Annotated in this window: 19 protein-coding genes; 9 read left to right on the forward strand and 10 right to left on the reverse strand. The window is 72.1% G+C overall.

All coding sequences use genetic code 11. From position 1 onward, the window contains the following. Nucleotides 1-42 precede the first annotated feature (42 nt). Entirely contained in the window at nt 43-1,236 is a 1,194-nt protein-coding gene (gene tuf, locus AB0D74_RS33420) for an elongation factor Tu (protein WP_362595305.1), read from the forward strand. A 71-nt stretch (nt 1,237-1,307) separates the two neighbouring features. On the opposite strand, the gene AB0D74_RS33425 is transcribed toward tuf, so the two are convergent. Both AB0D74_RS33425 and AB0D74_RS33430 read right to left on the reverse strand, forming a co-directional pair. Further along, nucleotides 1,308-1,700, reverse strand: a complete 393-nt coding sequence (locus AB0D74_RS33425; RefSeq protein ID WP_362595307.1) for an anti-sigma factor antagonist — start codon at nt 1,698-1,700, stop codon at nt 1,308-1,310. Nucleotides 1,701-1,907: 207 nt separating this feature from the next. Continuing rightward, the gene (locus AB0D74_RS33430; protein WP_362595309.1) at nt 1,908-2,336 is read right to left on the reverse strand and encodes a MarR family transcriptional regulator; all 429 of its coding nucleotides are present in this window, start codon (nt 2,334-2,336) and stop codon (nt 1,908-1,910) included. 116 nt (nt 2,337-2,452) lie between these two features. Here AB0D74_RS33430 and AB0D74_RS33435 point away from each other — a divergent pair, with 116 nt between their 5' ends. Further along, nucleotides 2,453-3,910 (forward strand): aldehyde dehydrogenase family protein, encoded by a 1,458-nt coding sequence (locus AB0D74_RS33435; protein WP_362595311.1) that lies wholly within the window; start codon nt 2,453-2,455, stop codon nt 3,908-3,910. A 25-nt stretch (nt 3,911-3,935) separates the two neighbouring features. Next, nucleotides 3,936-5,042 carry an NAD(P)-dependent alcohol dehydrogenase gene (locus tag AB0D74_RS33440; protein WP_362595313.1) on the forward strand — a complete coding sequence of 369 codons (1,107 nt, stop codon included), beginning with the start codon at nt 3,936-3,938 and terminating at the stop codon, nt 5,040-5,042. Between the two features lie 9 nt (nt 5,043-5,051). On the opposite strand, the gene AB0D74_RS33445 is transcribed toward AB0D74_RS33440, so the two are convergent. The 3 genes from AB0D74_RS33445 to AB0D74_RS33455 all read right to left on the reverse strand — a co-directional run bounded on the left by AB0D74_RS33445 (nt 5,052) and on the right by AB0D74_RS33455 (nt 7,018). Then, nucleotides 5,052-6,002 (reverse strand): NADP-dependent oxidoreductase, encoded by a 951-nt coding sequence (locus AB0D74_RS33445; protein WP_362595315.1) that lies wholly within the window; start codon nt 6,000-6,002, stop codon nt 5,052-5,054. Nucleotides 6,003-6,092: 90 nt separating this feature from the next. Continuing rightward, complete coding sequence (locus AB0D74_RS33450; RefSeq protein ID WP_362595317.1) at nt 6,093-6,659, reverse strand: TetR family transcriptional regulator; 567 nt, start codon at nt 6,657-6,659, stop codon at nt 6,093-6,095. Then, the gene (locus tag AB0D74_RS33455) at nt 6,656-7,018 is read right to left on the reverse strand and encodes a DUF1304 domain-containing protein (protein WP_362595319.1); all 363 of its coding nucleotides are present in this window, start codon (nt 7,016-7,018) and stop codon (nt 6,656-6,658) included. The genes AB0D74_RS33450 and AB0D74_RS33455 overlap by 4 nt, the downstream gene beginning before the upstream one ends. 346 nt (nt 7,019-7,364) lie before the next feature. Here AB0D74_RS33455 and AB0D74_RS33460 point away from each other — a divergent pair, with 346 nt between their 5' ends. From AB0D74_RS33460 to AB0D74_RS33480, 5 genes are read left to right on the forward strand one after another with little or no spacing between them, the layout of a single operon-like run. Beyond that, nucleotides 7,365-9,185: an ATP-binding protein gene (locus AB0D74_RS33460; protein ID WP_362595321.1), complete on the forward strand. Its 1,821-nt coding sequence runs from the start codon at nt 7,365-7,367 to the stop codon at nt 9,183-9,185. Between the two features lie 5 nt (nt 9,186-9,190). Next, entirely contained in the window at nt 9,191-9,601 is a 411-nt protein-coding gene (locus AB0D74_RS33465) for a roadblock/LC7 domain-containing protein (protein WP_046733906.1), read from the forward strand. Next, a complete protein-coding gene (locus tag AB0D74_RS33470) occupies nt 9,598-9,969 on the forward strand; it encodes a DUF742 domain-containing protein (protein WP_362595324.1) in 372 nt (123 codons plus the stop codon). The genes AB0D74_RS33465 and AB0D74_RS33470 overlap by 4 nt, the downstream gene beginning before the upstream one ends. Further along, nucleotides 9,950-10,555 carry an ATP/GTP-binding protein gene (locus AB0D74_RS33475; protein WP_362595326.1) on the forward strand — a complete coding sequence of 202 codons (606 nt, stop codon included), beginning with the start codon at nt 9,950-9,952 and terminating at the stop codon, nt 10,553-10,555. Before AB0D74_RS33470 ends, AB0D74_RS33475 begins: the two co-directional genes overlap by 20 nt. Then, entirely contained in the window at nt 10,552-11,793 is a 1,242-nt protein-coding gene (locus AB0D74_RS33480) for a cytochrome P450 (RefSeq protein WP_362595328.1), read from the forward strand. The genes AB0D74_RS33475 and AB0D74_RS33480 overlap by 4 nt, the downstream gene beginning before the upstream one ends. An 84-nt stretch (nt 11,794-11,877) precedes the next feature. Here AB0D74_RS33480 and AB0D74_RS33485 read toward each other — a convergent pair whose 3' ends face one another. The 3 genes from AB0D74_RS33485 to AB0D74_RS33495 form a co-directional block, all read right to left on the reverse strand. Continuing rightward, complete coding sequence (locus AB0D74_RS33485; RefSeq protein ID WP_362595330.1) at nt 11,878-13,605, reverse strand: hypothetical protein; 1,728 nt, start codon at nt 13,603-13,605, stop codon at nt 11,878-11,880. A 624-nt stretch (nt 13,606-14,229) separates the two neighbouring features. Beyond that, nucleotides 14,230-15,864, reverse strand: a complete 1,635-nt coding sequence (locus AB0D74_RS33490) for an amidohydrolase (protein WP_362595332.1) — start codon at nt 15,862-15,864, stop codon at nt 14,230-14,232. 12 nt (nt 15,865-15,876) lie between these two features. Next, entirely contained in the window at nt 15,877-17,370 is a 1,494-nt protein-coding gene (locus AB0D74_RS33495; RefSeq protein ID WP_362595334.1) for an APC family permease, read from the reverse strand. A gap of 129 nt (nt 17,371-17,499) precedes the next feature. Here AB0D74_RS33495 and AB0D74_RS33500 point away from each other — a divergent pair, with 129 nt between their 5' ends. Beyond that, complete coding sequence (locus tag AB0D74_RS33500; RefSeq protein WP_362595336.1) at nt 17,500-18,306, forward strand: helix-turn-helix domain-containing protein; 807 nt, start codon at nt 17,500-17,502, stop codon at nt 18,304-18,306. A gap of 61 nt (nt 18,307-18,367) precedes the next feature. Here AB0D74_RS33500 and AB0D74_RS33505 read toward each other — a convergent pair whose 3' ends face one another. Continuing rightward, a complete protein-coding gene (locus tag AB0D74_RS33505; protein ID WP_362595338.1) occupies nt 18,368-18,673 on the reverse strand; it encodes a DUF4235 domain-containing protein in 306 nt (101 codons plus the stop codon). A 16-nt stretch (nt 18,674-18,689) separates the two neighbouring features. After that, nucleotides 18,690-19,712 carry a glutathione S-transferase C-terminal domain-containing protein gene (locus AB0D74_RS33510; RefSeq protein WP_362595340.1) on the reverse strand — a complete coding sequence of 341 codons (1,023 nt, stop codon included), beginning with the start codon at nt 19,710-19,712 and terminating at the stop codon, nt 18,690-18,692. Nucleotides 19,713-19,775 lie beyond the last annotated feature (63 nt).

Raw genomic sequence — 19,775 nt, forward strand, 5'->3', positions numbered from 1 at the left:
TGAACCGCGCTCGGCGGCACCGAGGCGGACGGGAGGCCCCCAGTGGCGAAGGCCAGGTTCGAGCGGACGAAACCACATGTGAACATCGGCACCATCGGACACATCGACCACGGTAAGACCACACTCACCGCGGCCATCACCAAGGTGCTGCACGACAAGTTCCCCCAGCTCAACCCCTTCACCCCGTTCGACCAGATCGACAAGGCGCCCGAGGAGCGGCAGCGCGGCATCACCATCTCCATCGCGCACGTCGAGTACCAGACCGAGCGCCGGCACTACGCGCACGTCGACTGCCCCGGCCACGCCGACTACATCAAGAACATGATCACCGGGGCCGCCCAGATGGACGGGGCGATCCTGGTGGTCGCCGCCACCGACGGGCCGATGCCGCAGACCAAGGAACACGTGCTGCTGGCCCGCCAGGTGGGCGTCCCGTACATCGTCGTCGCCCTCAACAAGACCGACATGGTCGACGACGAGGAGATCCTGGAACTCGTCGAGCTGGAGGTGCGCGAACTGCTCACCGAGTACGAGTTCCCCGGCGACGACGTCCCGGTGGTCAGGGTCTCCGCGCTCAGGGCGCTGGAGGGCGACCCGCAGTGGACCGAGTCCCTGCTCGAACTCCTCGACGCCGTCGACGAGTTCGTGCCCGAGCCGGTGCGGGACGTGGACCGGCCGTTCCTGATGCCGATCGAGGACGTCTTCACCATCACCGGCCGCGGGACCGTCGTCACCGGCCGGATCGAGCGCGGTGTGCTGCGGGTCAACAGCGAGGTCGAGATCATCGGCATCCACCCGCAGAAGACCAGGACCACGGTCACCGGCGTCGAGATGTTCCGGAAACTGCTCGACGAGGGCCGGGCCGGGGAGAACGTCGGGCTGCTGCTGCGCGGGATCAAGCGGGACGACGTGGAGCGCGGCCAGGTCGTCATCAAGCCCGGATCGGTCACCCCGCACGTGGAGTTCGAGGCGCGGGCGTACATCCTCTCCAAGGACGAGGGCGGCCGGCACACCCCGTTCTTCGAGAACTACCGTCCCCAGTTCTACTTCCGCACCACCGACGTGACCGGCGTCGTCACCCTGCCCCCGGGCACCGAGATGGTGATGCCGGGCGACAACACCACCGTGCACGTCCGGCTGATCCAGCCGATCGCGATGGAGGAGGGCCTGAAGTTCGCGATCCGCGAGGGCGGGCGGACCGTCGGCGCCGGCCAGGTGATCAGGATCATCGAGTGACCACGGCGACCACGGCGACCACGGCGACCACGGCGACCATGGTGGCCACGGTGATCACGGTGGCAACGGTGTCATAAGGTGCCGGACGTGGCCTCGGGCTGGCCCAGGGCCGCGTCCAGCGTCGCCCTGGGCGGCAGCAGCCGCGACAGCCCGGTCACCTTCAGCACCCGCAGGGTCAGCGGATGCGTGCAGACCAGCTGGAGCTGTCCGCCGCGCTCCAGCACCCGGCTGCGCGCCCGGTACAGCAGCCGCAGCCCCGAGCAGTCGAAGAACTCGACGCGCAGCAGGTCGATCACCACCCGGGCGTTCTCCCGGGCGGTCACCCGGTCCAGATAGGGCATGATCTCCGTCGCCGCCGCGATGTCTATCTCGCCCCGCAGCTCCAGCACCGTGTGGCCGCGGTCCTCGTGGATGCGCAGGTGCCGGGAGAGCGGCGCGGGATCCTGCCGGGGTTCCTGGCGCACGACGACATCACCTCCCACCCCTGCCGGTTCAATTCCGTTCCCCGCCCTGCAAGTTACCCTCGATGGAGGGAATTTGAGCATGTTCGATTGACATATGTCTGCTGCTTCGGCTCGCCATTTTCTGTGGCGTGCGCGACAGTCGGCGAACGGGCACGTGGGAGCGGTGCCACGCAAGGGCCGCCGGAACGGGGAAGTGCCGCGGTCCGGCTAGGACAGCGCGTGCCACGCCTTGCTCAGCGCCTGGCGGAGCTGTTCCTCCTGGTGCGCGGTGAGTTCGCGGACCATCCGCTCCTCCAGCTCCCGCACCGACCCGGCGACCCCGGCGAGCAGTTCGCGCCCGGCGTCGGTCAGCAGGATCAGCAGCTCGCGCCGGTTGCGCGGATTGCGCTCCCGCCGGATCAGCCCGCGCGTCTCCAGCGACCGTACGAGGTCGGCCATCGACTGGGCGGTGACGAACGAGTCCCGTGCCAACTGGGCCGCCGACAGGCCGTCATGGCGCTCCAGGACGGTCAGGGCCGTGTACTGCAGCGCGGTGATCCCGGCGGGCTTCACCAGCTCGTCGAGGTGTGAGCGCACCACCAGCTCCACCTGCTTGACCATGTACAGCAGCGAGGGGCGTGTCTTTGTACCGACCATGCGTCCAGCCTAGAGCATTGACAGGAATCCTGTCTGTAATCAGACTGCGGTCCAGGGATGGGAACAACAGGAATCCTGTTTGTTGAAGACTTGGCGATCGACGCTGGGAGTGGGCAATGACGACCACCTTCGGGACCGGACCGGGACGGCTGTTCATCGGCGGCCAGTGGCGGGAGGCCGCCGACGGGGCCAGGGCGGAGGTGACCGACCCGGCCACCGGCCAGGTGATCACCACCGTCGCGGAGGCCGGGGCGGCCGACGTCGACGCCGCGGTGCGCACCGCCCGCGAGACCTTCGACGCGGGGGAGTGGCCGGGGCTCAGCGGCCGGGAGCGCGGCCGAGTGCTGCACCGCGTCGCCGAACTGATCCGCGAGCACGCCGAGGAGATAGCCGCCCTGGAGAGCCTGGACGTCGGCAAGCCGATCACGCTCGCCGGAGCCGTCGACGTCACCAACGCGGCCAACGACTACGAGCACTTCGCGGCCCTCGCCCACTCCCTGGACGGCGCCGTCCGCGACGTCCCGCTCAACGCCCTCGCCTACACCCGGCGCGAACCGGTCGGCGTGGTCGCCGCCATCACCCCCTTCAACTTCCCGCTCATCCTGGCCGGTTCGAAGATCGGACCGGCCCTCGCCGCCGGCAACACGATCGTCCACAAGCCCGCCGACGAGACCCCGCTCAGCGCCCTCTACATGGCCCGCCTCTTCCAGCAGGCCGGTCTCCCCGACGGGGTGCTGAACGTCGTCACCGGTGCCGGACCGGTCGCGGGCGAGGCCCTGCTGCGCCACCCGGGCGTCGACAAGGTCGCCTTCACCGGCTCCACCGCCGTCGGCCGGCACGTCGCGAGCACGGCCGGGGAGGCGCTCAAGCCGGTCACCGTGGAACTCGGCGGCAACGCGGCGCACCTGGTCTTCGAGGACGCCGACCTGGAGAAGGCCGTCGGCGCGGTCATCAAGGCCTTCGTCTTCAACACCGGCCAGTTCTGTATGGGCGGCCCCCGCCTCCTCGTCGCCCGCCCGGTCTACTCCACCCTGCTCGGCATCCTCGCCGAGGCCGTCCCCGGCGTCCCGGTGGGCGACCCGCGCGACCCCGCCACCGTCGTCGGCCCGATGGCGGGGGAGAAGCACCTGCGCAAGGTCGAGGAGTACGTCGACCTCGCCCGCAAGGAGGGCGGCCGTATCGTCTGCGGCGGCGAACGCCTCGACCTGAACGGCGGCTTCTACTACCGGCCGACCGTCGTCGCCGACCTGCCGAACGACTCCCGGGTGGTCCAGGACGAGATCTTCGGACCGGTCCTCACCGTGCAGCCCTTCGACTCCGAGGACGAGGCCGTCGCCCTCGCCAACTCCACGCCGTACGGCCTCGCCGCCGGCATCCAGACCGGCAACCTGGCCCGCGCCCACCGGGTCGCCGCCCGCCTCCAGGCCGGGATCGTCTGGGTCAACGACTGGGCGATGCTCGACCCCGCCGTCCCCTTCGGCGGCGTCAAGGCCTCCGGCTTCGGCCGCGAGTACGGCCCCGAGGCGCTCGCCTCCTACACCAAGGTCAAGTCCGTCGTCGTCTCGCTCGACTGAGCCTCGCAGACCAGGAGTCCGTACGATGCCCACCACCACCCGAGCCGCCGTCGTCGAGTCCGGCGGCGCGCCCTTCACCCTCGCCGACGTCGAGCTCGACGCGCCGGGGCCGTACGAGGCGCTCGTCCGCATGGTCGCCACCGGTCTGTGCCACACCGACCTCAGCGTGGCGAGCGGCGGACTGCCCTTCCCGCTGCCCGGAGTCCTGGGCCACGAGGGCGCCGGCGTCGTCGAGGCCGTCGGTTCCGCCGTCACCGGTGTGGCCCCCGGCGACCACGTCGTGCTGTCCTTCACCTCCTGCGGCGGCTGCCGCAACTGCCACGGCGGCCACCCCGCCTACTGCACCACCTGGCTGCCGCTCAACCTCATCGGCGGTCGGCGCGCCGACGGCACGTCCACCGTCAGCCGGGACGGCGAGCCGCTCGGCGGGCACTTCTTCGGCCAGTCCTCCTTCGCCGAACGGGCGTTGGTGGACGAGCGCAGTCTGGTCAGGATCGACCGGGACGTCCCGCTGGAGTCGGTCGCCCCGCTCGGCTGCGGGGTGCAGACCGGAGTCGGCGCCGTGTGGAACGTCCTGGAACCGGCGGCCGGCAGCACGGTCGTCGTCCTCGGCGCCGGAGCGGTCGGCCTTTCGGCCGTCATGGCCACCGCGCTCACCCCCGCCACCACGATCGTCGCCGTCGACCGGATAGCCGAACGCCTGGAACTGGCACGGGAGTTGGGCGCCACCCACACCGTGGACGCCACCCGTGAGGTCGTGCCCGAGGCCCTGCGGCGCATCTCGGACGGAGCGGGCGCCGACGGGATCGTGGAGACGACCGGCAACGCCGGCGTCCTCCGCCAGGGCGTCGACGCGCTGGCCGCCCGCGGCACCCTGGTCGTCGTCGGCGCCCCGCCCTTCGGCACCGAAGTCCCGCTGGACGTCAACGGGTTGCTGTCGGGCAAGCGGATCGTCGGCCTCACCCTCGGCGACAGCGAGACCCAGGCCTTCATCCCGGCCCTGGTCCGGCTGGTCCGCGAGGGACGGCTGCCGCTGCACCGCCTGGTCACCACCTACCCGTTCGCCGAGATCGACCGGGCGGTGCGGGACATGAGCACGGGCAAGGCGATCAAGCCCGTGCTCACCTTCTGACCGCGCAGGTCAGTCCACCACCAGGACCAGCTTCCCGGTGGTCCGGCCGGTGCCGCCCAGCTCGTGCGCCTTGGCGGCATCGGCCAGCGGGAAGGTCCCCGCGACCGTCGCGCGCAGCTTCCCCGCCGCCACCAGCTCCGCCACCGCCCGCATCCCGGCCCGGTCGGCGTCCACCAGCATCCGCACCGCCCGCACACCCAGCCGCTCGGCCTCCTCGTAGAGCGCGGGCGAGCCCACCGGCAGGATCGACACCAGGATCCCGCCGGGCCGCAGCACCCGCAGCGAGGCGACCGAGGTGTCCCCGCCGACGGTGTCGAGTACGACGTCGACGTCCCGCACCGTGTCCGTGACGTCCACGGACCGGTAGTCCACCGGCTCGTCCACGCCGATCTCCCGCAGGAAGTCGTGCTTGCCCGCGCTCGCCGTGCCGATCACGTACGCGCCGCGCGCCTTGGCGATCTGCACCGCGACATGCCCGACCCCGCCGGCCGCCGCGTGGACCAGCACCCGCTGCCCCGGCTGGACGTCGGCGTTCTCCACCAGCGCCTGCCAGGCGGTCAGGGAGACCAGCGGCAGCGCGCCCGCCTGGACGTGGTCGATCACGGCCGGCTTCGGCACCAGGGCCCGGGCCGGGACGATCACGTACTCGGCGTGCGTGCCGTGCCCGAACGGGTAGGACACCATCCCGAAGACGTCGTCACCGGGCTTGAAGGCGGCGACGCCGATCCCGGTCTCCTCGACGGTGCCGGAGACGTCCCAGCCGAGGACGAAGGGCGGCCTGCCGAGGAAGCCGCCGTTCTCCCGGTGCTTCCAGTCCGTCGGGTTGAGGCCTGCGGCCCGCACCCGGACCAGCACCTCGTTGGGGCGCGGCGTCGGCCGCGCCGTCTCGATCACCTTCAGTACCTCGGGGCCGCCGAGGACGTCCTGGCCGACCGCACGCATCGTGTTCACATCGTTCATGGTCACCCAGCCTGCCGGGACCTGCCCGGCGGGAACATGGCACGATGGCCAACCTTCGATGGAATCGTGCCAGCCCTCCCCCCGGACGGCTCAGCGGCTCATGTGCAGGGCGACCAGCAACTGCCAGACCTGGTCCGCCACCTGGTCCGGACCGGCGTCGAGGAGGCCGTGCAGCCAGTCCGCCAGCACCCCGGCGAAGGTGGCGGCCACCGCCGAGGCCACCAGCGGGGCGTCCGCCGCGCCCACCAGCTCCCGCTCGGCCAGGCTGCGCGCCCGCAGGTCCCGGTGCAGCACCCGGCCCAGCGGGCCCCCGCCGCCGGGCGCGAGCAGCTCCCGGTACAGGGCCGCGTGCGGGACCAGCCCGGCGAAGAACTCGCGCAGCGCCGGCGGTGCGTGCACCGGGTCCGGCCGGCCGCGCCAGGCGTGCAGCGCGTCGACGGCCTCCCGTACGACGTCCGCGCAGGTGTCGACCGCCAGCGCCTCCAGGCCGTCGTAGTGGACGTAGAACGTGGCCCGGCCCACCCCGGCCCGGCGTGCCACCGCGGCCACCCCGGCCTCGGCGAGCGGCCGTTCCGCGCACTCCGCCAGGAGGGCCGCCCGCAGCCGCGCCCGGGTGCGGGCGGCCCGCGGGTCCTCGACGGCCGGGCGGCCGGTCACCGGGCGGCGAGGACGGCGGCCAGGGCGAGCGCGCCGGGCAGTGCCTGCGCGAACAGGATCCGCCGGTTGGCCGTGACCGCGCCGTACACCCCGGCCACCACCACGCACGCCAGGAAGAACACCTGGGCCCGGAAGCCGGTCGGGTCGGCGGCCACGAGTCCCCATACGAGGCCGGCCGCCAGGAAGCCGTTGTAGAGGCCCTGGTTGGCGGCGAGCGGTGCGGTTCGCCGGGCCAGTTCCGCGTCGAAGCCGTGGAAGCGCATCCCGGGGCCCTTCTGCCACAGGAACATCTCCATCACCAGGATGTACGCGTGCAGCGCGGCCACCAGTCCGACCAGCACGTTCGCCAGAATTTCCATGATCGGCGGATCCTCCCCATCTCTTGAACAGGTGTCCACTATAGCTGGACAGGTGTCCATGAAGTTACGGTTCTTCCGGCCGGGGTGTGGGGGTGCATGTCCGGAAGTCGCGGGTGGCAATGGGTATTTGTTGATTTGGCACCAACTGGCGGAGCGTGACGGAACCCTCACTTCCTCTGTCCACCGAGGTTGATCCTTTCGGGTTCAAACCCGATAAGCTCCCTTCCGTCACAGCGAGTTGACGTACCCCAAGGTGGGTCCGTCCCGCCGTGCGTACTCGTGAGTGCGGCCTTCGCACACCGCCCCTGTTCGCTGTTGTTCGATCGTGTTGCTTCGAGGGATGCAGATGGAACTCGCCACTCCGCCGCCGGCGGCGCGGGCCCCTGTCGCCTGGTACAGCTGGTGGCTGATGCCACTGGCCTTAGGGGGAGGGACGGTCGCTGCCACGTTCATGAGCTCGGAGCGAATAACCGCGGCCGTCGCCGGCGCCGCGGCCACCGCCGCCAGCTCGGTGTGCGTGCGCCTGTTGATCCGCACGCAGCGCCAACTGCGCAGCTCCGAAGGGTCCTTCCGCAGCTCGCAGGCGGAGCACTCCCAGCAGTGGCAGCAGCATGTCTCGGGCCTGGAGCGCAAGTTCTCCGCCGAGCGCGCCACGCTGGAGGGCCGGCTCGACGAGCAGTCGGCCGCGTTCGACGCCCAGCTCGCGGAGCAGGCGTCCGCCTTCGAGGGCCGGCTCGCCGACCGGACCGCCCACTACGACGCCCAACTGGCCGAGCAGGCCCGGGCGTACGAGGAGCGACTCGCCGACCAGCTGAAGTCCGCCGACGCGCAGCTCGCCGACCAGGCCGAGGTCTGGCAGGAGCAGGTCACGCACCAGCGGGCCGCGATCGCCCGGCTCGCCGGCGAGCAGCTGCCCGAAGCCCTGAAGCGGCTCCGCGAGGGCGACGCCATCGACGACCTGCTGCCCGTCACCGAGCAGTGCGCCAAGGTCGACAAGGACGTCCGGGCCGACCTGCGCCGCATCCTGCGCACCTCACTGATCGGTGTGGAGGAGGAGTTCAACCGCTCCACCTCCGCCGAGCAGGCCGTGATCAGCATCGGCAACCGCATCCACGTCCTGACCAGCAAGCTGCGCGGCCGGCTGCACGAGATGCAGGGCGAGCACGGCCGGCTGCCCGCCGTGGCCCGCGGTCTCATGGAGCTCGACCAGGAGCTCGGCCCGGCCGACTCGCTCGCCGGCAGCATCGGCGTGCTGGGCGGCTCGGACCGCCCCGGCCGCCAGTGGCAGGAGCCGCAGCGCCTGCTCAGCGTGGTGCGCGGCGGCATCGGCCGGATCAAGGACTTCCACCGCGTCGAGGTCCGGCACCTGCCCGAACTCGGCGTCGACGGCGGTCTGGTGGACCACCTCACGCTGATCTTCGCCCACCTCCTGGACAACGCGGCCCGCTACTCGCCGCCCACCGAGCCGGTCGTCGTCTCCGGCAAGGAGGTACCGAACGGCGTCGGTATCGAGATCCAGGACTCCGGCAAGGGCCTGAGCGAGGAGAAGAAGCGCGAGGCCGAGCACTCCCTGGCGGGCACCGACACCGGACCCGGTATCGGGGGCATCTCCGAGGACGCCAACATCGGCCTGCGGGTCGTCGGCATTCTCGCCCGCCGGTACGGCATCCGGGTCACCTTCGCGGACTCGCCCTGGCTCGGTACCTCGGTGGTCGTCGTGGTCCCGCACAAGTTCTTCAGCCCGCTGCCCGCGGCCCCCGCCGCTCCGGCTCCCGTGGCGGCTGCCCCCGCCGCCGCGTCCCCGGTGCAGGCGCACGGCCCGGTCGCCGTCGAAACCGTCACTCAGCCGGAGTCCGGCGAGGCCTTGGACACCACCCCGGGCGGACTGCCCCGGCGGCGCAGCCGGCGCCGCGAGGACGAGCAGCCCGAGGAGCGCACCGTGCGCACGGAGGGCGCCGCGTTCCCCGCGGTCCCGCCCGACGAGTCCTTCGCCGGCCTGGCCGCCTTCGCCACCGCGGGCCGCGCGCCCGTCGCGGACGAAGCGGCGGACAGCGAGGCCGAGTTGACCGGAGACGAAGACGACGCGGCACCCGCGATCCAGGCCGGCGCCGATGACGCCGCCGCCGGACGCGAGTCCGCCGAGCACCGCACTGAAGAGAGCGACTAGTCCACATGACGCAACAGGGAACCGACGTGAGCTGGGCGCTCCGCGATCTGGTGGAGAGCATCCCGGAGATCCGCTTCGCCCTCGTGGCCTCCAGCGACGGCAAGGCCATCACCTCCTTTGGTGCCGAGGACCCCGACGACGTGGACCGCTTCGCGGCCGTGGTGGCTGGGCTCCAGGCCCTGGCCCAGCCGGTCGCCGAGCAGTTCCCCAAGTACGCGGGGCAGCTGCGGCTGGCGATGATCGAGGTCGACGGCGGTCACCTCTTCGTCGTACGGGCCGGTGTGGAGACGTATCTCGGGGTGCTCGCCCGCGAAGGACTCGACCAGGGGTTGCTCGGCCATCAGATGAGGGACCTGTCACGGCGGATGGGCGAGCTGCTCGGCACCTCTCCGCGCCTGGAGGAGCACTCTGGATGAGTGCTCCCCGCGGGCCCTCGGATCCGTCCGGTCTCGAGCGTTACTACGTCCTCACCGGGGGACGCAGCGGACCGGGCGGGTCGGCGTCGAGCCTCGACGTGGCCACCCTCGTCGTCTCCCGCACCGCCCCCGTCCCGGGGATGCAGCACGAGTACGAGGAGATAGTCCGGCGCTGCCGTGATCCGCTGTCGGTGGCCGAACTCACCGCCCATCTCGGATTGCCCTTCAACATTCTCGCGGTGCTGTTGGCGGATCTGCTGGACGCAGGCCGTATTGAAGCCCGTGATCCCATTCCGGCGCACCACGCCGGACGCGGGCCTGACCTCGCGCTCCTCCAGGAGGTACTCAGTGGACTTGAAAGGCTTTGACCATCCCGGCGACCCCGGTGCCGGGGGGACCCGCTCGGTCAAGGTGATGATCGCCGGGGGGTTCGGCACCGGGAAGACCACCATGGTCCGCTCCGTCAGCGACATCAAGCCGCTCACCACCGAGGAGACCCTGACCCAGGCGACCGTCGGCGTCGACAACCTCATCGGTGTCGCGGACAAGACCGAGACCACGGTCAGTCTCGACTTCGGCAAGATCAGCCTCAACGAGAACCTGATGCTGTACCTGTTCGGCACCCCCGGACAGGAACGGTTCTGGTTCCTGTGGAACGGCCTGTTCAAGGGCGCGCTCGGGGCGATCGTCCTGGTGGACACCCGGCGGCTGGCCTCCAGCTTCCGGGCGATCGAGGAGATGGAGCGGCAGAACGTGCCGTTCGTCATCGCCCTGAACGTCTTCCCGGACTGCAAGGAACACCCCATCGAGGAGATCCGGGACGCACTCGACATCTCCCCGCACACCCCGATCGTGGCCTGTGACGCCCGGGACCGGGCCTCCAGCCGTGACGTGCTGATCGCCCTGATACGGCATTTGAAGGAACGCTCCGCCGTCGCACTGGAGCCGCGATGAACGACCAGAGCCCCGACGTCCCCCGCGGCTGCCCGGTCGCACACGGTTCGCCCGAACTGGCCCGGCTGTACGGGCCCGACGCGGCCACCGACCCGCACGGCATCTACGAGCGGCTGCGCAAGGAGCACGGCTCGGTCGCGCCGGTGCTCCTCGAGGGCGACATCAACGCCTGGCTGGTGCTGGGCTACCGGGACAGCCGGCGGGTGCTCGACAATCCCCGCCAGTTCGCCCGGGACGCGCGGATCTGGCGGGACTGGCAGGAAGGCCGGGTGGCGGAGAACCATCCGCTGGTCCCGATGGTCGCCTGGCGCCCGGACTGCGTGTCCCAGGACGGCGAGGCGCACCGCAGGCTGCGCGAGGCCGTCAACGACGGGCTCCAGGCCGCCGTGGGCCGCGGCATCCGGCGCCATGCCACCTACTTCGCCAACAAGCAGATCGACGCGTTCGCGGGCGTCGGCCGCGCCGATCTGGTCGCGGACTACGCCGGCTACCTGCCGATGCTGATCCTCACCCGCCTCCTGGGAGCCACCGAGGCCGACGGGCGCCGGCTGGTCGAGTCCAGCGCGCTGGTGTTCCAGGGCGGCGAGGAGGCGATCCGGCACGACGGGATCATCAGGGAGATCCTCGGCGAACTCGTGGACCGCAAGCGGGCCGAGCCCGGATCCGACTTCACCACCGGTCTGCTGGAGCACCACGCGGCCCTCGACCACGACGAGATCGTCAGCCATCTGCGCCTGGTGCTGGTGGCCGGGCACAGCACGACCAGCAACCTGCTGGCCCGGGTGCTGCAGCTCGTCCTGACGGACGACGCGCGGCTCTCCAGCCTGATCAGCGGTCAGCTGACCATCTCCGCGCTGGTGGAGGAGGTCATGTGGAACTCCCCGCCGCTGTCCGTCCTGCCGGGGCGCTTCGCCGTCAGCGACGTCGAACTGGGCGGGCACCGCATCGAGGAGGGCGACCTGCTCGTCCTCGGTCTCGCCCCGGGCAACCTCGACCCCGAGGTCCGGCCCGACCCGAGCGCCTCGATGCAGGGCAACGAGTCGCACCTGGCGTTCAGCGCCGGCCCGCACGAGTGCCCCGGGCAGAGCATCGGGCTGTCGATCATCGAGATCGCGGTGGACGTCCTGCTGCACCGGCTGCCGGGGCTGCGGCTGGCCGTGCCGCCGGAGGAGATCACCTCCACCTCCTCCACGTGGATGTCCCTGCTGGACAGCCTTCCGGTCGAGTTCGCCGTATAGCCCCGCACACGCCGCTGCCCGGTCGTCTCACGAGACCGGGCAGCGCTGCCGTTCCCCCGCAGGGTCCACGAGGGGAGCTCCGCGTCAGCCGTCGAGCCAGTCGCCCGTGACGCCCGTGGGGCGGTATCCCGTGGCGTTCCAGAGGAAATGCGGGTGGGCGCTGCCGAACATGTAGGCGAGCAGGGTGGTGTCCTCCCGCCCGGTCCGGGGGTCGTGCAGGGCGTGGAACCGCTCGGAGCCGACCACACCGGCGTCCTGCTGGATCTCCCGGGCACGGCCCGGGGGCGCCGCGGCGATCGACGCCTCCACCGCGGCGACGTAGGTGCGGCGCAGGATGTCCCAGGTGCTCTCGACGTCGCCGTGCCAGGGGCCGTGCAGTGCCTCGAAGGCGTGCAGTTCGGCGTCGAAGAGGGCCCAGGCCGCGGGGTGCTCGGTCCGGCAGCGGGCAGACAGCTCGGCGGTCCGGGAGCTGAGCGCCGGTACGGTGGCCCGCGGGCCGAGGGCGAGCGTGGTGCCGTCGGTGAGGATGCCCGTGCACGGGTCGGGTTGCAGGTCGCACAGCGCGCATCCCTCGGCCGGGGCCAGGCCCTGGGTGATGCCGTCGAACCACAGGGCGTGGCGGCCCGTGAGCCCCATCCAGACGATGGTGGTGGTCAGCAGCCAGGTGTTCCACATCGGCCGGTGCGCCTCGGGCATGCAGCCGTACTTGACGAGGGCTATCGCACAGGCGGAGTAGAACGCCTTGGTGTGGGTCGGCATGTCGGCGAGCCAGAAGTTGCTTATCTCGCCGGTGAGGGCGTCGGCCCGGACGTCGGCCATGTCGTCGATGACGCGGCACAGCAGCAGGGAGGCGAGGTTCTCCTCCTGCCACAGTTCGGTGTCGGGCGCGACGTGCCAGAACAGGCAGTCCAGCATCTGCAGGACCGAATAGGCGCTCTGGTCGAGCGGGTTGGTCTGGGGGAGCACGACACGGCCCGCGTGGTGCTGGCGGAGCCAGTACTCGTCGACGGACCGTTTGTGGGCCGAGAAGAGCCCGGAGACCAGGGCCCGAGCGCTCGGGGTGCTGAAGTTCTCGGCCAGGCGGCTCTCGACGTGCTGGGTCAGGCGCGCGGTGTCGATGGTGTCGATCACGCGCCGGTACTCGTGGAAGACGAGGATGTCGTCCTCGAAGCGGTGCCGGTGGCCGAGATCGCGCTCCAGGTCGTTCATCTGCCGGGTCCAGGACCAGCCACCGGTCAGGACGCTGTCGAGTTCCCGCCGGTACGGCCAGGTCTTGACCGTGAGGGGACGGCCGGCGCTCTGCCGCCAGCCGTAGTCGTCCAGCGTGCGGGCGGGGGGCGTGGGCAGGTGACGGCAGAGCGGGCAGGCGCAGGCGGTCTGCTCCTCCTCGCGCGGCGGGGCGAGCGCCCGGGTCCGCCAGGCCCCCTCCAGCATCGCGGAGGTCAGCCGGCAGAGCTCGATGTCGGTGCCGACCTGGGGGAAGGCCGCCTCGATCGTGCGCAGGCCGGCGTCGAGCCGTTTCAGCCGGGCGTAGCCCTCCTCGTCGGGCGGGAGGAAGGTGCGCGGCGCCGACCGGAGGGCTCCCGGCAGCTGCAGCGTGGTGCCGGGGCGGGGGGAACCGAGCGGGTCCAGCCGCTCCCGGGCGGCGTTCTGCTCCCTCCGGTACTGCTCCGTGGCCCCCTTGACGCGTTCGGTCAGGAGGCGGGCCAGGGCGTTCCCCGTCTCCGCGGGCTGGAGCGGGGCGCTCGGCTGCGCCGGGAGCAGGCTGTCGGCGGACGCCTTCTGGACAGCACCTACGCCTCGGGAATTCACACCGGTCTCCTTCAAGCTGTGGTCATGACAACGGAATCGGCCGACTGCGGTCGTCGGCGGTCCTGTCCGGGGGTGCGGGTCCCTGCCGCTGCGGCCGTGCCGGGTGGCCGGAAGTACGCGACCGGCTCCGGCTGCCGCAGCGAACGGCTGCGAACGGCTGAGAACGCCCGCGGACGCCCGCGAACGACCGTGGGGGGTGCGACTGCTGTGCCGACGGCAGGGGCAGCGGAGCGGGTCGCCCGACGGGGCGCCGGTCCACGGCGGACGCGTCCTCGGCGCAGCGCTCCTGCTACAGGACGAGGACCTGGTGTGCGGCCTCAGCAGTGCTGATGAGGCCGCACACCAGGTCCATGTCCCGGAGCCGGCGCGGATGACGGGCGCGCGAACTCCGGATGCTCATCGACGGGGGACGCGAAGGGCAGGTCGAAGGTGACGTCCTGAGGCATGTGTTTCCTTTCGGGCGACAGTGCGCAGAGTCCCCCCGTCCCTGCGAACGGGTGGCCTGTCGGCCACCCGTGCACTCGAACTGGCCTTCGTGGCTCGAAAGTTGAGCCGTGAGGCGCTACGAGGCTGCCCAGAGCGTAAATGATCTACGCGTGACCTGGCCGTGATGTGTGTTACTGCTCATACCTCCTGAGCTGAGTACACTCGCGCGCCCCCGACGTATGTGTGCGCGACGCGTGTGTCCGCGATGCGCTCAGGGGGCCCGGCGAACGGGTCGCGGTCCAGGACCACCAGATCCGCGAGCGCCCCCACCGCCACCCGCCCGGTGTCGTCGAGATGGTTCACGTAGGCCGAACCGGCCGTGTACGCGCTGATCGCCGCCGCGAGTCCCAGCCGTTCCTCCGGCAGGAACACCGGCGCGTCGCCGTCCGGTTCGACCCGGTTCACCGCGACATGGATGCCCTGGAGCGGATCGGGGCTGCTCACCGGCCAGTCGCTGCCGGCCGCGAGCCGGGCCCCGGAGCGCAGCAACGACCCGAACGGGTACTGCCATCCCGCGCGTTCCGCGCCGAGGAAGGGGATCGTCAGCTCGTCCATCTGCGGCTCGTGCGCGGCCCACAGCGGCTGGATGTTCGCGGTGGCGCCGAGTCGGGCGAAGCGCGGTATGTCGGCGGGGTGCACGACCTGGAGATGTGCCAGGTGAGGCCGCGTGTCGCTCATCCCGTTGGCGGCCCGCGCCGCCTCGACCGCGTCCAGGGCGTCCCGTACCGCCCGGTCGCCGAGCGCGTGGAAGTGGCACTGGAAACCGAGGGCGTCCAACTCGGTCACGTACTTCGGGAGTTGCCCCGGATCGATGAAACTCTTGCCCCGGTTGCGCGTCGCGCAACCGCAGGGGTCCAGGTAGGGATCGAGCAGCGCGGCCGTGCCGTTCTCGGCGACCCCGTCCAGCATCAGCTTCACCGTGCCCGCCCGGAACCTGCCGTGGGTCGACGCGGCCCGCTTCTCGACGAGTTCGGGAATCTGCTCGGCGCCGCGCTCGCGGTCCCACCACAGCGCCCCGACCACCCGCGCGGTCAGCGAACCGTCCCGGGCCGCCGCCAGATACGCCGAGGACGGGTCGTCCATGCCGAGGAAGTCCCCGATCAGCGCGTCCTGCCAGGCCGTGATGCCCAGCGCGTGCAGATGGCGCTGCGCGTCCAGCAGCGCCGCCAGCCGGTCCGCGGGGCCGGCCGGCGGGGCGAGCCGGCCGACCAGCTGCATCGCCCCCTCCTGGAGCGTGCCGCTCGGCGCGCCGGAGGCGTCCCGCTCGATCCGCCCGTCGGCGGGGTCGGGCGTGTCGCGGCCGATCCCGGCCAGCTCCAGCGCCCGGCTGTTGACCCACGCCCCGTGATGGTCCCGGTTGGGCAGGTACACCGGCCGGTCCGGTACGACGGCGTCCAGCAGCTCCTTCGCCGGCGTACCGCCCTCGAACGCCTCCATGGACCAGCCGCCGCCCAGGATCCACGGCCGCTCCGGATGCGCCGCGGCGTAGGCGTGCACGGCGGCCACGGTCGCCTCGGCGGTCAGCAGCCCGGTCAGGTCGCACTGGGCCAGTTCGAGGCCCGCCGGGACCGGATGGACGTGCGCGTCCTGGAACCCCGGCAGCAGCAGCCGCCCGGCGAGGTCGACCACCTCGGTGCGCGGCCCGGCGAGCTCCCGCAGCTCCCCGGCGGAGCCGACGGCCGTGATGCGCTCACCGGTGACGGCCACGGCAGTGGCCGCGGGGCCCTCGGGGGTGAGGACGGGGCCGCCGGTGAAGAGCAGATCTGCGTGCATGTTTCCTGTTCCTCAGTTGGGGGTCGTGAGCAGCTGGGGCGCGTCGGCGTCGGTGCCCCGGCCGGTGCGGAAGTACGGCGACTGGCGCACGTACTTCGCCCAGCCGGCCGCGACGAACCCGGACGCGATCATCGCCAGCGGGGTGGCCAGCAGGAACCACCCGTTGTCCGCGCTGACCTCGAAGTGGTCGGTGGAGGTGTAGAAGGACCAGCCGAGGTAGCCGCCGAGGCCGAGCAGGGCGAGGGCGCTCAACGCCGGGAGCACCACGGCCCGTACGCCCTGCCGCCAGTCCTCGCGCAGCAGGGAACGGAAGCGCGCGGCGGCGGCGAGCGCGGTCAGCGCGTAGGACAGGGCGACGACGATGCCGACCGCGTTCACCGTCGCCATGATCATGTCGGCGAGCCGCGGGATCACCAGGGCCGTTCCGGCGACCGCCGCGGCCAGCGCGCCGATCAGCACCGTGCCGGCCGCCGGGGTCCCGTACCGGGCGCTGACCCTGGACCACACCGGCCCGAGGGTGCGGTCCCGGCTCATCGCGAACATGCCCCGGGCCGTCGGGATCACCCCGGCCTGGAGCGAGGCCACCGCCGAGAACATCAGCGCCACCAGCGGCAGCGCGGCCCACGGCTGCGTGGCCAGCCGGTCGCCGAAGAACGCCAGCCCCTCGGCCCCGTGCCCGGCCAGCTCCTGCTCCGACAGCACCCGCTGGAAGGCCACCGAGCCGAGCAGGAACAGTCCCAGCATGGTCACCAGGGTGATCAGCCCGGCCCGGGAGGCGTCCCGGGGGTCGCGGACCTCCTCGTTGACGCTGAACGCGGCCTCGAAACCCCAGTAGCAGAAGACCGACAACAGCAGGCCCTGTGCCAGCGCCGTCGCCGACGGGATCGCGAACGGGTCGAACCAGCTCAGGCTGAAGGGGTGGGGTCCCTCGACGATGCCGTAGCCGCAGAACCCGAGCAGGACCGCGTACTCGAAGACCAGCAGCCCGGTCTGCAGGCGGGCGGCGGTGCGGATGCCGGTCACGGCGGTGAGGGTGACGGCGACCAGGACCACGATCCCGAGGGCCGTGGTCTGCGCCGTCGAACCGGGGTCGAGGGCGAGCCCGCCGACGCGGTGCACTCCGGCCTCCCCGGCCAGCTGGAGCAGGGCCGAGCCGGTGACCGCCGTGGTGTACGCGAGGAAGGCCACCGTCGCCACGATGTTCACCCAGCCCACCAGGAAGCCGAGCCACGGATTGAGCGAACGGCCCACCCACACATAGCCGTTGCCCGCGTTCGGTTCCACCCGGTTCAGCCGGGAGTAGGCGCCCGCGATGCCGAGGACCGGCACGAACGCCAGCAGCATGATGGCCGGCAGGTGCAGCCCGACCACCCCGGCCGTCACCCCCAGGCCGATGCCGATGCTGGTCGTGGCGGCCGTACTGGACGCGGCGACCGCCACGCCGTCGAGGACGCCGAGGGATCTGCGCAACTCGGGGGGATCCGCTGTGTAGGGCTGGTCGGACATGGCCGGCACACTCCGCTCGCACCAGGGGGGCCGGACTGGTCGGCCCCGGTGACGGGACATGAAACTGCCGGTGCCCTTCACAGGTCAACGGTGTTGTCGTAAGGTGCCCGCACGTCATGAGGAGGTCCGTTGAGCGAACGTGTCGTCCCGGCCGCCGCCCGGCAGCGCAGGCGGCCCACCAAACAGGGCGTGGTGCTCTCCGAGGAGCTGATCGTCGAGACCGCGATGCGGCTGATCGAGGAGCACGGCGCGGACGCCCTCTCGGTGCGCCGCCTCGGCCGTGCCCTGGGCGCCGATCCCAGCTCCCTCTACCGCTACTTCCGGCACACCGACGACCTGATGCTCGCCGTGGCCGACGAGCTGATCGGCCGTACGCTGCGCGTCTGGCGGCCCACCGGCGACTGGCGCGCCGACCTGCGCGACCTCGGCCTGCGGATGCACGCGGGTGCCCTCGCCCACCCCCGGGCGGCGGCGCTCAGCGCCCACCGGGTGACCGGACGGACGTACGAGATCCAGGCCGTCGAGACCATTCTCGGGATACTCCGGAAGGCCGGGTTCCCGGACGCCGAGGCGGTCCGCGTCTACCACGCCTTCGTCGACCAGGCCCTCGCCTACGGCGCCCTCGACTCGGCCAACACCGCGCTGCCGGAGCCCGCCCGGGAGGCCGAGGCGGACGTGTGGCGGGCGACCTACGCCCGGCTGCCCGCCGACAGCCACCCGAACATCGCGGCCACCGCCCGCCACCTCGTCGCCTCGATGCGGGGCAGCTCCTACCCGGCCGCCCTCGACCTGCTGCTGACGGCGGCCGAGGCCCGGCTGGCCCGACCGGGCGCGGGGGAGCGGCCAGGGGAGCGGCCTGCGGGCGCGGGTGAGCGGTCCGGGGAGCGGCCTGCGGGCGCGGGTGAGCGGTCCGGGGAGCGGTCGGCGGGCGCCTGAACCCGCCGAACGGGGACGGCCGGGCCGGGAGAACCCTCGGAGGGAGCAGGGCGGGGACCGCTCAGTCCCTGCCCCCCTTGCCGGCCGTCGGCCACACCCCGGTCGAGCGCTCTATGGCCGTGGCGCCGGTGCGGTCCACCGCGCTGCGCACCACCGCGAAGACCGCGCCCTGGACCGCCGCGGCCAGCAGCACCTCGCCCCAGCCGCGGTCCCGGTCCAGGGCGTCGGGCGCGTCGTCCTCGCCGCGCAGCGCCTTCCAGGTGCGGCGGAAGGCCAGCGCGCCCAACGCCCCGCCGGCCCAGCTCAGCACGAACCCGAGGGGCGCGTAGACGAGGGGGAGCTTCAGCTTCTTCCTGCTCTTGGCCATGCCTGCCTCCGCGTTCTCAGGGCCGCCCGGCGACCGCGACCTCCTCGGCCGCCCGCACCGGGCCCGGCGGCGTCCCGTCCCCGAAGGGCCGGCCACCGAGCTCCTCCCGGTGATGGGGCGTCAGCCACCCGGCGGTGTCCGGGCCGAGGGGCACGATACGGGTCGGGTTGATCCCGGTGTGGACCTGGTAGTAGTGGCGCTTGATGTGGTCGAAGTCGACGGTGTCACCGAATCCCGGCGTCTGGTAGAGGTCCCTGGCGTACGCCCACAGCACCGGGCTCTCCGCGAGCTTGTACCGGTTGCACTTGAAGTGACCGTGGTAGACGGCGTCGAACCGCACCAGCGTGGTGAACAGCCGGATGTCGGCCTCCGTGATCGTGTCCCCGACCAGGTAGCGCTGCCCGGCCAGCCGCCCGGCGAGCAGCTCCAGCCGCCGGAACACACCGGCGCACGCCTCCTCGTACGTCTGCTGCTCGTGGGCGAACCCGGCCCGGTAGACCCCGTTGTTGACGTCCTCGTACACCCCCGCCACCACCGCGTCGATCTCGTCCTGGTGCCGTACCGGGTAGAGGTCCGGCGCCCCCGGCCGGTGCAGCGCCGTCCACTCGGTGGCCAGGTCCACCGTCAGCCGCTGGTAGTCGTTGGTGACCAGCTTCCCGCTCGGCACGTCCACGACCGCGGGCACGCTCACCCCGCCCGGACAGCCGGTCTCGCGCCGGTCGTAGGCCTCGCTGAGGTACCGGATGCCGAGCACCGGGTCACGGCCGCCGGGGTCGAGGGTGAAGCGCCAGCTGCGGTCGTCCTGGATCGGGTCGGTGACGGCGAGGGACAGGGCGTCCTCCAGACCGAGCAGCCGGCGGGAGATCACCGCCCGGCTCGCCCACGGGCAGGCACGGCTGACCACCAGCCGGTAGCGCCCGGCAGCCACCGGCCAGCCGTCCCGTCCGTCCGCGGTGATCCGGTCCCTGAAGTGGCTGGGGGACCGGTCGAAGGCCTTGTGTCCCAGCGCGCTGTTGCCGTCGCCGGCGTCGTCGCTCATGCGTCCTCCTTGTCCGGGGCCGCCCTGTGGTCGACCGGGGGCCCTGAGGGAATGCGTTCCCGG

The sequence above is a fragment of the Streptomyces sp. NPDC048278 genome (assembly GCF_040652195.1).
GTDB lineage: Bacteria > Actinomycetota > Actinomycetes > Streptomycetales > Streptomycetaceae > Streptomyces.

Excerpts from the sequence above, each read along its gene's own strand:
- AB0D74_RS33430 (WP_362595309.1), bottom strand. The coding sequence starts at position 2,336 with ATGGTCGGTACAAAGACACGCCCCTCGCTGCTGTACATGGTCAAGCAG.
- AB0D74_RS33435 (WP_362595311.1), top strand. The coding sequence starts at position 2,453 with ATGACGACCACCTTCGGGACCGGACCGGGACGGCTGTTCATCGGCGGC.
- AB0D74_RS33440 (WP_362595313.1), top strand. The coding sequence starts at position 3,936 with ATGCCCACCACCACCCGAGCCGCCGTCGTCGAGTCCGGCGGCGCGCCC.
- AB0D74_RS33445 (WP_362595315.1), bottom strand. The coding sequence starts at position 6,002 with ATGAACGATGTGAACACGATGCGTGCGGTCGGCCAGGACGTCCTCGGC.
- AB0D74_RS33455 (WP_362595319.1), bottom strand. The coding sequence starts at position 7,018 with ATGGAAATTCTGGCGAACGTGCTGGTCGGACTGGTGGCCGCGCTGCAC.
- AB0D74_RS33460 (WP_362595321.1), top strand. The coding sequence starts at position 7,365 with ATGGAACTCGCCACTCCGCCGCCGGCGGCGCGGGCCCCTGTCGCCTGG.
- AB0D74_RS33465 (WP_046733906.1), top strand. The coding sequence starts at position 9,191 with ATGACGCAACAGGGAACCGACGTGAGCTGGGCGCTCCGCGATCTGGTG.
- AB0D74_RS33470 (WP_362595324.1), top strand. The coding sequence starts at position 9,598 with ATGAGTGCTCCCCGCGGGCCCTCGGATCCGTCCGGTCTCGAGCGTTAC.
- AB0D74_RS33480 (WP_362595328.1), top strand. The coding sequence starts at position 10,552 with ATGAACGACCAGAGCCCCGACGTCCCCCGCGGCTGCCCGGTCGCACAC.
- AB0D74_RS33490 (WP_362595332.1), bottom strand. The coding sequence starts at position 15,864 with ATGCACGCAGATCTGCTCTTCACCGGCGGCCCCGTCCTCACCCCCGAG.
- AB0D74_RS33495 (WP_362595334.1), bottom strand. The coding sequence starts at position 17,370 with ATGTCCGACCAGCCCTACACAGCGGATCCCCCCGAGTTGCGCAGATCC.
- AB0D74_RS33505 (WP_362595338.1), bottom strand. The coding sequence starts at position 18,673 with ATGGCCAAGAGCAGGAAGAAGCTGAAGCTCCCCCTCGTCTACGCGCCC.
- AB0D74_RS33510 (WP_362595340.1), bottom strand. The coding sequence starts at position 19,712 with ATGAGCGACGACGCCGGCGACGGCAACAGCGCGCTGGGACACAAGGCC.